Source organism: Arcobacter sp. CECT 8989 (assembly GCF_004116715.1).
Taxonomy (GTDB): Bacteria; Campylobacterota; Campylobacteria; order Campylobacterales; family Arcobacteraceae; genus Halarcobacter.
Map to the genome: position 1 here is coordinate 127,608 of NZ_PDKE01000002.1, position 14,725 is coordinate 142,332.

General features: G+C 30.2%; 10 protein-coding genes. 8 read left to right on the forward strand and 2 right to left on the reverse strand.

Annotated elements, in window-relative coordinates; genetic code table 11:
• Positions 1-8 precede the first annotated feature (8 nt).
• The 4 genes from CRV02_RS02795 to tkt all read left to right on the forward strand — a co-directional run bounded on the left by CRV02_RS02795 (position 9) and on the right by tkt (position 11,004).
• Entirely contained in the window at positions 9-1,274 is a 1,266-nt protein-coding gene (locus CRV02_RS02795) for an ankyrin repeat domain-containing protein (RefSeq protein WP_129089070.1), read from the forward strand.
• Positions 1,275-1,284: 10 nt separating this feature from the next.
• Positions 1,285-2,085, forward strand: coding sequence for a sensor histidine kinase (locus CRV02_RS02800; protein WP_129089071.1), 801 nt, complete (start codon positions 1,285-1,287; stop codon positions 2,083-2,085).
• 106 nt (positions 2,086-2,191) lie between these two features.
• On the forward strand, positions 2,192-8,965 hold the full coding sequence (locus CRV02_RS02805) for an immunoglobulin-like domain-containing protein (protein WP_129089072.1): 6,774 nt from the start codon (positions 2,192-2,194) through the stop codon (positions 8,963-8,965).
• 128 nt (positions 8,966-9,093) lie between these two features.
• Entirely contained in the window at positions 9,094-11,004 is a 1,911-nt protein-coding gene (tkt, locus tag CRV02_RS02810; RefSeq protein ID WP_129089073.1) for a transketolase, read from the forward strand.
• A 101-nt stretch (positions 11,005-11,105) separates the two neighbouring features.
• Here the strand turns inward: tkt and CRV02_RS15015 are convergent, their stop codons facing one another.
• Positions 11,106-11,228, reverse strand: coding sequence for a hypothetical protein (locus CRV02_RS15015; RefSeq protein ID WP_258239214.1), 123 nt, complete (start codon positions 11,226-11,228; stop codon positions 11,106-11,108).
• A gap of 3 nt (positions 11,229-11,231) precedes the next feature.
• Entirely contained in the window at positions 11,232-11,780 is a 549-nt protein-coding gene (locus tag CRV02_RS02815; RefSeq protein ID WP_129089074.1) for a pyridoxamine 5'-phosphate oxidase family protein, read from the reverse strand.
• A gap of 108 nt (positions 11,781-11,888) precedes the next feature.
• On the opposite strand from CRV02_RS02815, the gene CRV02_RS02820 reads away from it, so the two are divergent.
• The 4 genes from CRV02_RS02820 (at position 11,889) to CRV02_RS02835 (ending at position 14,651) form a co-directional block, all read left to right on the forward strand.
• Positions 11,889-12,569: an MOSC domain-containing protein gene (locus CRV02_RS02820; protein ID WP_129089075.1), complete on the forward strand. Its 681-nt coding sequence runs from the start codon at positions 11,889-11,891 to the stop codon at positions 12,567-12,569.
• A gap of 97 nt (positions 12,570-12,666) precedes the next feature.
• Positions 12,667-12,975 (forward strand): metalloregulator ArsR/SmtB family transcription factor, encoded by a 309-nt coding sequence (locus tag CRV02_RS02825; RefSeq protein ID WP_129089076.1) that lies wholly within the window; start codon positions 12,667-12,669, stop codon positions 12,973-12,975.
• Positions 12,975-13,331: a gamma-glutamylcyclotransferase gene (locus tag CRV02_RS02830; protein WP_129084991.1), complete on the forward strand. Its 357-nt coding sequence runs from the start codon at positions 12,975-12,977 to the stop codon at positions 13,329-13,331. The genes CRV02_RS02825 and CRV02_RS02830 overlap by 1 nt, the downstream gene beginning before the upstream one ends.
• A gap of 66 nt (positions 13,332-13,397) precedes the next feature.
• Positions 13,398-14,651, forward strand: a complete 1,254-nt coding sequence (locus tag CRV02_RS02835) for an arsenic transporter (protein ID WP_129089077.1) — start codon at positions 13,398-13,400, stop codon at positions 14,649-14,651.
• The last annotated feature ends 74 nt before the right edge of the window (positions 14,652-14,725 follow it).

A 14,725-nucleotide genomic window follows, 5' to 3' on the forward strand; every position in this document is an offset into this window, starting at 1 on the left:
GGAAATTGATGAATAAATATTTTTTTAGTTTAGTTTTTATACTAGTAGTTTTTTCAGGATGTGCAACTAAAAATACAGCTTCACTTGTTGAAAAAGATTTACACTATGCTGTTAGAGTAAATGATATGATGCTTTTAAATGAGTTAATCAGTGAAAAAAATATAAATGTAAAAGATGAGTATGGTTATACACCTTTACATATTGCAGCAAGATTTAATCACCTTGATATGGCAAAGGTTCTTGTATCAAAAGGTGCCCAAATAAATACTCAAGATAACTATTTTGATACACCCTTAATTGACTCAATTAAAAAAGGACATACCTTTATGTCTGAACTTTTAATTTGTAATGGTGCAAAAGTAAATGCAAAAGATGAAAAAGGTGTTTCTCTTTATGAGTATGCAAGACAATTAAATGATAATAGAACAGCAAAGCTACTTAGCTCTAAGAATATTCAACAAAGATGTATTGGTAAAGTAATAACTCCTAAAAAGCCTAAAGCAACTCAGTTTTACAACCAAATTTCAATTGATGAATATGGTGTTTTAACTGATAATACTCCCAATATTTGTGGAGACATACATGATGAAGATGTAAGAAGAATTCAAATTTCTTTTGATTCAGGAGAGAGTGTAGTTGAAGCAAATATTTTAGGTAAAAGATGGTGCGCACAAGTAAAAGAAAAGCTATTAAATGGTTATTATAGAGTAGATGCAATTTCTGTAAACTCTATAAATGAAAAAGGTCTTACTTCTGAAGAGTTAGAGATAAAAGCAATTAACACTTTACCTGCACTTCTTAAAAAAGAGTTTGAAAAAGATTTATCAAAATGGAATGCTTCATTTGATGAAAATACTTTAGTTTTTAAATTTAATAATCCTTCATTAATGTTTGAAAGAGGAAGTAACACTTTAAAACAAGAATATAAAAGTATCTTATCTGATTTCTTCCCTAGATATGTGGATGCCTTAGCTCAGTACAAAAACTCAATAAAGAAAGTCTATGTAGAAGGACATACTTCATCGTCATACAGTAGTGTAAAGTCTGTAGAAGAGAAGTTTAAAAAGAACATGGTTTTATCTCAAGAAAGAGCAGATGCTGTTTTAGAGTATTTAAAAGCTATATTAGATTCAACAGTAATTGAAAATGAAAGCTTTATAAATAATAGTTTTGAATCAAGAGGAAAATCGTCAAGTGAGTTAATTCTTAATAGTGATGGTTCTGAAAATAAAGAATTATCAAGAAGAGTTGAGTTTAAAATAGAAATTAGATAAAGGTTAGAAAATGAAGCAAACTAGTTTAGCAGATTTTATGGAGTTAGAAGAACAAAATAAAGAGTTAGAAAAACTAGTTGCTATTGAAGTTGAAAAGAATAGACAAAAAGATGAAATAATATTTCAACAAAATAAATTAGCAGCAATGGGAGAAATGTTAGAAAACATTGCTCACCAGTGGAGGCAACCATTAATGGAACTATCTGCTTTATTTATTCCTATTGAAGCTAAAATTAATTTTAATAAAAATATTAATAATGATGAACTACTAGACTCAATAAATAAACTAAATCATATAACTAAGTATATGTCAAATACAATAGATGATTTTAAAAATTTTTTTGCTACAAATAAAGAAAAAACCGAATTTAAACTTTCTGACCAGATCAACTCTTCTTTAGGACTTATTATTACAGGACTTCGTAAGAATGGGATATTTGTTGATATTGTTATCAAAAAAAACCCTACTATTTTTGGATATAAAAATGAGTATACACAAGTTTTGATAAATATATTAAATAATGCAAAAGATGCATTAATTTATAGAAAAGTAAAAGAACCTAAAATTATAATAACTTTAGACTCAAATAACAAAAACTCTATTCTAAGTGTAGAAGATAATGCAGGTGGAGTTCAAGTGAAACCAATTGATAATATCTTTAAGCCTTTTTTTACATATGGTAAGAAAGAAGGTACTGGAATAGGGCTTTTTATGTCAAAATTAATCATCGAAAAAAATATGAATGGTAAGCTTCTTGTGTCAAATGAAAAAGCTGGAGCAAGCTTTAGAATAATCTCACCACTAAAATAATAATAAAACTAACAATAAAAATATTTATAAATACTATAAAAGTGTCTCATAAGAGACTTTTTTAAATTATAATGGTAGTAGACAATTCTAATAAAAGGATACTGCTATGATTAAGTTAATAATTAAAAACCCAAATGGAATTACAGAAGTTAAAGAATTAACTGAAGGAATGGTTATTAAGCCAGAACCAGGACAACAATTCTACTTTGATAATCTTGATTCAAAAAAACATGTGATGAATTTAACAGATGGAGAATCATCTATTGAACTAATATTTAATGCAGCTGGACAAAAATATGTTTTTAATTTTCAAGGAATGGCTGACTTAATCAAAGAATCAAACCTATCTTCTGAAAATAAATCTGTACTTGGAATAATAAATGACCAAGAAGGAATGGCTGAACTTAATCAAACAGTATTAAACCCTGATTTTAAAAGTGATAATATTATTAGAGAATTAAAAGACTTACTTTCAAAAGGAGCAGATGGCGAAGAAATCCAAAATGGTATTATCATCGACGATTTTGGAGCTTTAGCTGAGCAATTAGATGCAGCAGCAGCTGGAGGAGCAACATCAAATGGTTCTTCTCCGTTCTATACAGCAGATGCACTAAGTGGAAATACTTATGGAGCTGACGCAAGAGGAACGGGACTAGAGTTTAATGATCCAGATGGAAACCTAATTGGTGTTGAAGGAGCGAATAATACTGATAATAATCCTTTAGATCCTGATTCAGCAGCTGAACCATATAATGGTGTAGTTACTTTAGGAGATCTAAATATTCTTGAAGGTACTACAGATGCAGTAATTACAGCTACGGTTAGTAATCCTCCTTTATCTGATTTAATTATTACACTTGATAATGGTGCAATAATCACAATTTCAGCTGGTACAACAACAGGAACATCAACACCTTTTAGTGTACAGGATGATGATGTGTACAAAGATGCTGGAACAGAAACTATTACTATTACTGGAACGACTGGTGGTGGTTATGATGACTTAGATGTTTCAGATGAATCTATACTTAATGTAAAAGATACAATTGATGAAGTAAATGTAAGCTTATCAGCACCATCAGAAGTAGATGAGGGAACTGGAACAGTAACTTATACAGTAACAGTAGATAAAGTATTAGAAGATGATTTAGTTGTAACATTAGATAATGGAGATACAGTAACAATAACTGCAGGTGATACAACAGCAACATTTACAAGAGCTGTAGATGGTGAAGATGTATATGTTGATCAAAATGGAGCAACTCCAGAAATAAGTGCTAATTTAGTATCTGCAGAAGTAGCTGGAAAAACATTTGAGGATTTAAATGTTGATACAAATCCTGTAACAGTAGATGTAAAAGATACAATTGATGAAGTAAATGTAAGCTTATCAGCACCATCAGAAGTAGATGAGGGAACTGGAACAGTAACTTATACAGTAACAGTAGATAAAGTATTAGAAGATGATTTAGTTGTAACATTAGATAATGGAGATACAGTAACAATAACTGCAGGTGATACAACAGCAACATTTACAAGAGCTGTAGATGGTGAAGATGTATATGTTGATCAAAATGGAGCAACTCCAGAAATAAGTGCTAATTTAGTATCTGCAGAAGTAGCTGGAAAAACATTTGAGGATTTAAATGTTGATACAAATCCTGTAACAGTAGATGTAAAAGATACAATTGATCCAACAACAGTAGATTTAAGTGCAGAAGTAAAAACTGAAGTTGTAAATGTTATTGCATTAATAAAAGGAATCTCTCATGTAAACTATACTTTATCAGATGGAACTAGAGTTAAAGTAGAGTATAGTGGAGATATTAAAGACCCAACTGATCCAACTAAGTATATTGAAGCTATTGAGTCTTCAACGGGACAAAAGGTTACTGGTTATGAAATAAAAGGTGGTCAATATATCTTTGATGAGTATGGAACACAATTAAGAGAATTCGACAAGGATTATGATAATAATTTACCTGAATATACAGGACCTTTAACTGAAAATGATACTTATATCTTTGATTCAGAAAAAAGTGTTACATTAACAATAGAACTATCAAATCCAACTGATACAAATTCTCCAGCCGTTATTACTATGTTAGTTGATGGTAAAGAGTATACTATAAATATTCCAGCAGGAGAAACAACAGGAACACTTACTTTTACTCCTGAAAATGATACTTTTAATGCAAAAGTTACAAATGTTACAGGGGGTAACTTTGAAGCAGTAGATTTTGATGATGCAGACATAAATATTAATGTTGACTCTCCTTCTATTAATTTAAAAGTAGGTATAACTGGTGAATATACAAATGTTTATTTTGATAGTGATCATGCTGGATTTAGTAATAGTTTATTAACTTATGAATTAGATGAAAATGGAAAACCTACAAATCCAAAACTAATTATGTTAAATTCAGACGATGGATTAAGTACAGGAGATTTATTAGCATCCTTTGGAAATCCAGATATTAAGTTTTTATTAATAGCTGATGGTGCAGATAAAGTTACAGATTTATTAGGTGCAAGTCTATCTTTTGATAATACAACAGATTATCCAAAACTAATAGTAGATGGTCAAGAAATTGATCAGGCTATTACTATTTTCCAAGATAAAGAGTTCAATATTGATGGAAAAGAACATTTTGTTATTGAAGATAATAATGATGGAACTCAAACAATAAAAATTGAAGACCTTCCTAATAATGGTGACAAAGATTTTGATGATTTAATTATTACTACAGAAAGAGTTGTTAATAATGATATTGATGTTACAGAAGGTTTTGATGGTTATTATGTAATTGATCTAAAAGATGAAAATGGAAATGTAATAATTGCTCAAGAAGATATAGAAGTTACTTTAACATATACTGGAACTGCAATAGATGGGCAGGACTATTCTAAAGAAGTTACTGTAACTATTCCTAAAGGAAGTGGACAAATAAATTTTGATGTATCAACAATTGATGATAACTTCTATGAAAATAAAGAGAACTTTGAGATAGAGATTACATCAATATCTCCAGATATAGATACTATCTCAATTGATGAAGATAGAGATACTGTAAATACAGATATTATAGATGATGACTCTCATAATAAAGATGTATTAATTACATTAGATTCACCGGATAATGTAGATGAAAATGCAACAAAAGTAACATATACAGTAAATGTAACTATTGCTCCGCAAAGTGACCTAAAAGTAGTAGTTAATGTAAACGATGAACCTAGAGAGGTTACTATTAAAGCAGGAGAAACTTCTGCTACTTTTGATTTAGATGTAAGAGAAGATGATAAGTATAAAGATGATGATGATACATTTAATGCTGAAATAGTAAGTCATTCAGGTGGTAATTATGAAGGAAATGTTTCATATAACAATGATGATAATACTTTTAAAGTAATAGATGATGTAGATCCTATTGATGTAACAGTTACAGCAGTAGCTACTTCTCCAAAAGTTATCGATGTAGATACAGAGTTTGGCGAATCAACAGGTATTAATGTAACTGCTTATGATGTATATGGCAATGAAGGTACTTTATCTGTTGTAAAAGGAACAAATCATGATGGATTTGGTGTTCAAGGTAATACTTCAGGTTCAGGTGCAAGTTCAGAGTTAGGTTATGGAAATAATGGGGTTAGTGAAAAAATAGTTTTTGATTTTACTAATGATGCTAATTCATTAGATGTAGCTTTTGCTTGGAGACACAATGGAGAGACAGCAAGAGTTACATTTTTTAATGATACAGAAGAGTTAGGGTATGCAGAAGTTACTGGAGGTGGTTCTAGTATGGATGCGACTGTTAATTATTATGATGTAAATGGTAATTTATTAAAATCAGTTCAAGCTCAAGGTGGAACAGATAGAGTTGATTTATCTTATACTTTTGAATTTCCAGATGCAAATGGTGAACCAACTGCTTTTGATAAAGTAGAGTTTAGTGCACCAGGGCATGATGATGATTATTTAATAAATGAAATCTCATATACAGAAGTTATTGATCCAGAGATTACAAATATTAATACATCTGAAGGTAAAGTTACATTTAATATTCAAGTAGATGAAAACTATCCACCTCAAGGTCAAGCAAAAGCTATTGTTGAAGTGAATGGACAAGAGTATGAGGTTGATTTAAATGCTACTGGAAGAGGTACATTAACTGTTGATGCAAAAGATTTCGATGATTTATCTGATATTAATATTGTTGTAAAAGAGATTGTTGGCGGAAATTATGAAAAAGTAAATGGAACTGATAGTTCATTTGATTTAAGTGACTCTTTCAAAGATGATTTAAGTTCAACAAATGATAATATTGTTGTTACAGAAGATACAACGTATGTATTAACAGAGACAGATTTTGGTGAACTTGGAATAGATGTAAAAGAAATAAAAATTACAGATTTACCTGAAAATGGTACGTTATATTATAAAGTAAAAGAAGGTCAAATTGTAATTGATAAAGAAGGAAATACTTATGAAGCTACAGAAGATTCAGTAGTAGAACTTTCTGAAAATCAAATAATATCTCTTGCTGATATAGCTGTAGGAAATATTACTTTTACACCAAATTCTGACAGTGATATTGATGGTAACTTTAAATTTGAAATATCTGATGGAAATGTATGGGATGATACTACTTATACAACAACAATTGAAGTGAAAGCTATTGCTGATGCTCCAAGTGCATCAATTTCAGTTAGTGGTGCAACAATGAAAGTTGTAGATTCAATTTTTGATTACGATAGTTATGTACAAGCTTTAAAAGATAATACAAGTAATACTATTGATGGCACAGAAACACATGCAGATTTACTAATAGCTAGCCCATTAAATAATACTAATGATTATATTGATGGTAAAGATTTTTCTGATAATATGATAGGTTTTAATGGAAATGATGTATTCTTAGGACAAGAAGGTGATGACTCTATTTATGGAGGACATGAAAGTGCAGTAGCATCTATTTTAGATGGAACTGATACCGCAATTTATAGAGGAAACTTTAAAGACTATGATATTAACTTTATACTAGAAGGTTTAAATGTTAGAATCAATATTATTGATACCAGATATGATGCATCAAAAGGTTGGACTCATCCTGATAATCAAGGTTTAGATACTTATGAAACAGGAGATAACTTATATAGCATTGAAAAATTAGTATTCAAAGATGGTGTATATGAAGTAGTAGATGGTAAATTAGAAAAAGTAGAAACAAAAGTACTTGAATATGATGTTGATATCAGTGCAGCTTTAGCAGATGTTGATGGAAGTGAAACATTAACAGTAAAAATTGATGGTGTTCCAAATGATGCAACCCTTGAAAGTATAAATGACACTTACAATATCACAAAAAATAATGATGGTTCATATAGTGTAGAAGTTCCAGCTAATACTACATCAATAACTGATAATTTAAAACTTACTGTTCCTGAAAATAGTGCAACTGATTTTAGTTTATCTATTACAGCAAGAGCAACAGAAACAAATGAAAATGAAGATGGTACAAACTATAAAGAAACAACAGATAGTACTAGTGCTTCATCAATTATTGCAGTTGGAGAACTTCAAACTTTAGAGTTTGACCCTAAATTAGATAATAATGAAAATGTTGTAATTGTACTAGACATTTCTGGAAGTATGAATGATAAAGTAGATAATACAACTAGAATGAATTTAGCAAAAGAAGCTTTAGCAAATATGATAAATACTTATGACGATTTATCTAATGTAAATGTTAAATTAACTACTTTCTCTACAAGTGCAAATGCAACAGGCTGGATGAATGCACAGGATGCAATTGAGATGATTAATAAGCTAGATGCCAAAGGGTGGACAAATTATGAAGATGCTTTATTTGAAACTTATCATAACTATTCTGCTCCAAATAATGGTGAAACAACAGTATACTTTATTTCTGATGGAAAACCTAATAAAGAAAATAAAGGTGCAAGTGGAACAGCAAATGAAACAGATGTTATTAGTAAATCAGGTACTATTATAGATACTGGATATATAAATAAATGGAATAACTTCTTATCTAATAATGTAAATACTTTAAATGTAATTGGTATTGGAAGTGGAATCTCAGCAAATGACCCTGATTTATTAAAAGTTGCACAAAATGTTGGTAATGTAAAAACCAATGTAACAGTAATTGAAGATGAAACTCAGTTAAAAGATAAATTAGTAGAAGGCTTAGAAAGTTCTGTAGAAGGAAACTTATTTGAAGGAAATATTTCAGGTCATACAGGTGATCTTGATATTGTATCTATCCAAATAGACAATAAGTCATATAATATAAGTGATACAACTAATAATAAACTAGAAATAGACACAGATGCTGGTGGAAAACTTGAAGTTGATTTTGAAACAGGGGATTATAAATATAGTGGAATAAATAGTGATTATTCTCAAAGTAAAACAGAGAAAATTTCAGTTATTTCTGCTGATGAAAATAGTAATCAAGTTTCTTATGATTTAGTAATTAGTGTAGATAAAGATTCAGCAACAGAAACTACTCCAGAGATTTTATATCTAGATGGAGATATTGACTTAGGTTCATTAACTAAAGATTTAGTAACTGAAGATGTAGACCATATAGAGTTAACAAATACTACTATAGATGAATTAATAATTGATGAAGAAAGTATCGAGGATTTAACTGATAATGAAAATATCTTAAAAATCTTTGGTGATAGCGGTGATAAAGTTAAACTTGAAGGTGGAGCTAATAATTGGGAAAGTAAAGGTACTGAAACAGATTCAGATGGTAATACATTTAATGTATATCAAGGAACAAGCTCAACAACGGCAAATGTAAAAGTACTTATAGACGAAGATGTTTCAATAGAATCAGACATCTAAAAAAGAAAAGGAAATTTTCCTTTTCTTTTAACTCTTTTACTTTAAAATTCACTTCAAATACCATTTAACTTTTTTTAGGTATAATCGCACAAAATTAATCAACAAAACACACAATAATTAGGATAATTATGTCAAAACAACTACTTCAAAAACAAGCAGATACGATTAGGTTCTTAGCAGCTGATATGGTTCAAAAAGCAAACTCAGGACACCCAGGTGCACCAATGGGTATGGCTGATATTGCTACAGTTTTAAGTTCTCACTTAAATTTAAACCCATCAAATGACAAATGGCTAAACAGAGATAGATTAGTTTTCTCAGGTGGTCATGCTACAGGTTTAGTTTACTCTTTATTACATCTTTGGGGATTTGATGTAAGTTTATCAGATATGAAAGAGTTTAGACAACATAACTCTAAAACTCCAGGTCATCCTGAATATGGACATACTCATGGTGTTGAAATTACAACTGGTCCATTAGGTCAAGGGATTGCAAATGCAGTTGGTTTTGCAATGGCTTCAAAATATGCACAAAATGTTTTAGGAAAAGATGTTATCAACCACAATGTATATTGCCTTTGTGGTGATGGAGATTTACAAGAAGGTATCTCTTACGAAGCATGTGCTACAGCAGGACACTTAAACTTAGACAACTTAGTTATTATCTATGATTCAAATGAAATCACAATTGAAGGTGATACTTCAATTGCATGGTCTGAAAATGTTAAGAAAAGATTCCAAGCAATTAATTTTGAAGTATTAGAAGTAGATGGACATAACTTTGACCAAATTGACAAAGCAATCATTGCTGCAAAAGCTTCTGATAAACCAGCACTTATTATTGCAAATACTGCGATTGGTAAAGGTGCAGCAACAATGGAAGGAAGCCATCATACACATGGTGCTCCATTAGGTGAAGATGAGATTAAAGCATCTAAAGTAAAAGCTGGTTTTGACCCAGATGAAACTTTTGTAGTTCCTTATGATATCAAAGGTGCATTTGATAAATTAATCAAAGGTGTTGAAGCTGAAAATGCTTGGACTGAGTCATTATCAGATGAAGTAAAAGCAAAAATTGATGAGTTACAAAATCCTAATTTTGATGCAATTAATTACCCTGAATTTGAAGCTGGTGCATCAGTTGCAACAAGAGGTTCAAATCATAAAATCTTAAATGCAATTGCAGATGCTGTTCCTGGTTTCTTAGGTGGTTCAGCTGACCTTGCTCCATCAAATAAAACTGAGCTTTCAGGAAAAGGTGATTTCCCTGAAGGTAGAAATATTCACTTTGGTATTAAAGAACATGCAATGGCAGCAATGACAAATGCAATGAACCTTTATGGACTGTTTAGAGTATTCTCTGCTACATTCTTTGTATTCTCAGATTACTTAAAGCCAAGTGCAAGAATTGCAGCATTAGCTTCAATTCCACAACACTTTGTATGGACTCATGATTCTATTGGTGTTGGAGAAGATGGACCAACTCACCAACCAATTGAACACTTATCTCAATTTAGAGCATTACCAAACTTCTATACATTTAGACCTGCTGATGCAAATGAAAATGTTGATTCATGGAAAATTGCACTTAAAATGAATGCTCCAACTGCATTTGTTTGTTCAAGACAAAATCTAGAAGTACTAAAAAAAGAGAAAGCTTATGGTGATGTATCAAATGGTGGATACTTATTAAAAGAAAGAGAAGATGCAACAGTTACTATCATGGCTTCTGGTTCTGAAGTTTCTTTAGCACTTAAAACAGCTTGCGAATTAGATAAAGAAGGTATTAAAGCAAATATTGTTTCTGTTCCTTGTTTTGACCTTTTAGTTGAGCAAGACAAAGAGTATATCTCAAAAATTATCAAGCCTTCTACAAAAGTATTTGCAGTTGAAGCAGCAAGAGGAATGGAATACTATAGATTTGCAGATGTAGTTTATGGTATGGATACATTTGGTGCTTCAGGACCAGCTGGTGATCTATTCAAAGAGTTTGGATTCACTGTTGAATCTTTAGTAGAAAGAATAAAACAAGACTCTTAATTTTAAAAACAAATAAGGCTTTTGCCTTGTTTGTTAAATTTTCCCTTTAAGATATTTTTGTCTAAGGGGGGGTACATCTAATTCATTAAATCTTAAATTAGCTAATATTTTTCACTAGCTCTAATAGTTAGAGCAGTTATTACTAAAAAAATGTTTGTTTTTTTAGCTTGAGTTTCACTTTTAAGTTTTTTAAATTCTTGTTCAATATCTAATGTAATTGACATTTTCTAATCTTCAAATAGTTTAGTATCTTTTCCATCAAAACTTGTTTGATTGTTTTTTTTCATATATTCTATATGCTCTCCTTTTGTAGAATTATCATAGTAATCACTTAGCTCTTTTCTTTGTGATACAAAATCATAAAGAGGGACACCCATTCCACAAGAGTTATTTACTTTTAAAATCTCTATATCAAAAATTTGTCTAGCAGCTCTTATTAGAGAAAACTCTTTTATATATTCATTCCAAGCCTCGTCTTTTTCTTGAATAGCTTTTGCTTTACAGTACAGTCTTAATATATTTGCATCACCTTCAAAGGCACAAAACATAATAGTCATTCTATCATCTTCAAGCAAATGTGCAGCAGTTTCATTTCCACTTCCAAAGTAGTTAAGCCAAAGTACTCTGTTTTTATTTATTATTTTAAAAGTATTATCCAAGCCCTTTGGAGAAAGATTTATTTTACCTTCTTTAGGAGCAGTAGAAACAAAAAACATTTTTTGGTTTTTGATAAATTGAATATCATATTCATTTAAAGAGTCACACATATCTGCCATGTTTTATCCTTTTAAAGGATATAATATAACATATTTCTAAAATATATTCAAAAGAAAATTTAAAATAATAGTAGTATAATCTTTTTTAGAAAATAAGGATACAAAACTATGAATTACAAAATAAAAGAGATTTATGTAGGAAGTGAAAGAGAGCTTAAAAACAAGAATAAAACCTATAAAACTTCGTATAGAAAACTGCCAATCACTGGTTCTCAATATGTAAACAAAGAGGGCTTAGAAGAAGATAATCAAAGTGATAAATCTTGTCATGGTGGAGAGCAAAGAGCCCTTTGTGTTTTTACTCAAGGTTCATATGATTTTTTTAAACAAAAACATAATATTGAGCTTCCAACTTGTGCTTTAGGGGAGAATATTACACTTTTAAATTGTGATGATAAAGATATTTGTTTAGGAGATAGGTTCTCTTGTGGGAAAGCTATTTTTGAAGTATCACAACCAAGGCAGCCTTGTTGGATTATCTCTTCAATTTTAGGAATCAAGAATCTTACAGCACTAATAGTAAAAGAAGGAAGAAGTGGCTTTTATCTAAGGGTTATAAAAGAAGGTAAAATATCAAAAAATGATGTTTTTACACTTATTAGCAGAAAGTATGAGAACTTAAATATTGAACACATAAATAAGTGCTACTATAATGCAAAGCAAAATCAAGAAAATATAAAAGAGATACTTGAAGTTCCTGAGCTTTCACCTTTTTATAAAGAGGACTTACAAAAAAGATATAAGAACCTGGAAGTTGGTTTAGAAGGTTTTCAAAAAGATAAAGAATAAAAATTTAGAACAATATATCAAGATATATTGATATGTTAAGTTTTTTTTGCTATACTTTTAAAATCGAAGAAGTAAAATACTAAAAGGAACATTTTTTATGGATATTTTTTTAAAGTCTGCATCAGCATTAAATGATGAGACAAGAGTAAAATTGCTAAAATTTTTAAATATCCATGGAAAATGTTGCGTATGTGACTTAGAAAACTCTTTTGATATGATTCAATCAAGACTATCAAGACACTTAAAAATACTAAAAGAAGCAGGATTTTTAAGAGTAGATAGAGAAGGGCGATGGGCTTATTATTCAGTTAGAACTCCCCTTGATGAGTTTAGACAAGCTTCAATAAAAGAGATTATGACTCTAGATATTGAGCTTCCAATTTTAACAAAGGCTTGTAATTTATAATGACAGAAACACTATTTGTTTATGGAACACTTATGCCAAACTGTCCAAATGGACATGTTTTGGAAAACATTGTAGGTAAATTTGTACCTGCAACAGTAAAAGGAAGACTTATTGATGCTGGCTGGTCAGCTTCAATGGGATATCCAGGAATAAGATTAGATGCAGGTGATGATACAATTCATGGGTATTTATTCTATTCATCAAATTTGATAGATAACTGGGATTATTTAGATGAGTTTGAAGGACAAGAGTTTCAAAGAACTCCTGTAACTGTTGAGAGATATGATGAGTTAGAAGTGGATACTTTTATTTATACTCTTAAGCAAGAAGTATTAGATATGGAAGAGGACTCTTAGGAGTTCTTTTTTTTACTAAAATACATCAAGATATCTTGATGTATTGATTTTAAAATAGGAAAATTTATGATATTAGCAAGTTCAATTTTTTTGATCACTTTAATATTTGTTATTTGGCAACCAAAGGGTTTACAAATAGGAACAACAGCTGTTATAGGAGCAATAGTTGCACTAATAGCAGGGGTTGTTAGTTTTGAGGATGTGTTAGTTGTAAGTGATATTGTTTGGGATGCAACTTTAGCATTTATTGGAATTATCATTCTTTCAATGGTTTTAGATGAGATTGGTTTCTTTGAGTGGTGTGCAATTAAAATGGCAAAACTCTCACGTGGAAATGGGCATTTAATGTTTGTATATGCTTTACTTCTTGGAAGTTTTGTTTCTGCACTTTTTGCAAATGATGGGGCAGCATTAATTCTAACACCAATTTTATTAGCAAAAATGAGAATACTAAAACTAAATGCAAAAACTATTTTAGCCTTTTTACTTGCAGGTGGTTTTATTAGTGATTCTGCTTCTTTACCTTTTGTATTTTCAAACCTTACAAATATAGTTACAGCTAACTATTTTGATATAGGATTCTTAGAGTATTTATCAAAAATGTTTGTTCCTTATGTAGTAAGTACAGTAGTTACTATTACTTTTTTATGGGTGTTTTTACGAAAAGATATTCCAAGAGAAATAGATGTGAGTTTACTAAAAAATCCAGATGAAGTATTAAAAAATAAAACTCTATTTAAATTTTCTTGGGTTTTTCTAGCCTTACTTTTACTTGGATATTTTGTTGGAGATAACTACGATTTACCAGTTTCTGTATTTGCTTTAGGTGGTGGATTGATTTTCTTAGCAATTGCAAGTTACACAAAAAGTGCCAGAGCTTGGCTTACAATTAAAACTGCACCTTGGCAAGTTGTGTGGTTTAGTATTGGTTTATATATAGTAGTTTATGGTTTAAAAAATGCTGGTCTTACTGATTATTTAGCATCTATTTTACAAGATTTAGTTCAAAGAGGTGATGTAATTGCTATTTTAGGTACTGGTTTTATCTCTGCATTTTTAAGTGCTATTATGAATAATATGCCAACGGTTATGATTATGGATATTGCTTTAACTGATATTCCAAATGAAACATTAGCTTATGCAAATATTATTGGATGTAACTTAGGTCCTAAAATGACACCATTTGGTTCTTTAGCAACTTTACTATGGCTTCATGTTTTATCTCAAAAGGGTGTGAAAATTGGTTTTTGGCAATATAGTAAATTTGGGTTAATAGTAACACCACCTATTTTATTTGTGGTGTTGTTAACTTTAGTATAGAGTAGTTTAGTTTTATATTATTTTGTTTGCACTAAGGCTTCATGGTGGGTACCCAGAAATCAAAGATTTCTACC

Coding starts and splice junctions, on each gene's coding strand:
- CRV02_RS02795 (WP_129089070.1), top strand. CDS start 9: ATGAATAAATATTTTTTTAGTTTAGTTTTTATACTAGTAGTTTTTTCA.
- CRV02_RS02800 (WP_129089071.1), top strand. CDS start 1,285: ATGAAGCAAACTAGTTTAGCAGATTTTATGGAGTTAGAAGAACAAAAT.
- CRV02_RS02805 (WP_129089072.1), top strand. CDS start 2,192: ATGATTAAGTTAATAATTAAAAACCCAAATGGAATTACAGAAGTTAAA.
- tkt (WP_129089073.1), top strand. CDS start 9,094: ATGTCAAAACAACTACTTCAAAAACAAGCAGATACGATTAGGTTCTTA.
- CRV02_RS15015 (WP_258239214.1), bottom strand. CDS start 11,228: ATGTCAATTACATTAGATATTGAACAAGAATTTAAAAAACTTAAAAGT.
- CRV02_RS02815 (WP_129089074.1), bottom strand. CDS start 11,780: ATGGCAGATATGTGTGACTCTTTAAATGAATATGATATTCAATTTATC.
- CRV02_RS02820 (WP_129089075.1), top strand. CDS start 11,889: ATGAATTACAAAATAAAAGAGATTTATGTAGGAAGTGAAAGAGAGCTT.
- CRV02_RS02825 (WP_129089076.1), top strand. CDS start 12,667: ATGGATATTTTTTTAAAGTCTGCATCAGCATTAAATGATGAGACAAGA.
- CRV02_RS02830 (WP_129084991.1), top strand. CDS start 12,975: ATGACAGAAACACTATTTGTTTATGGAACACTTATGCCAAACTGTCCA.
- CRV02_RS02835 (WP_129089077.1), top strand. CDS start 13,398: ATGATATTAGCAAGTTCAATTTTTTTGATCACTTTAATATTTGTTATT.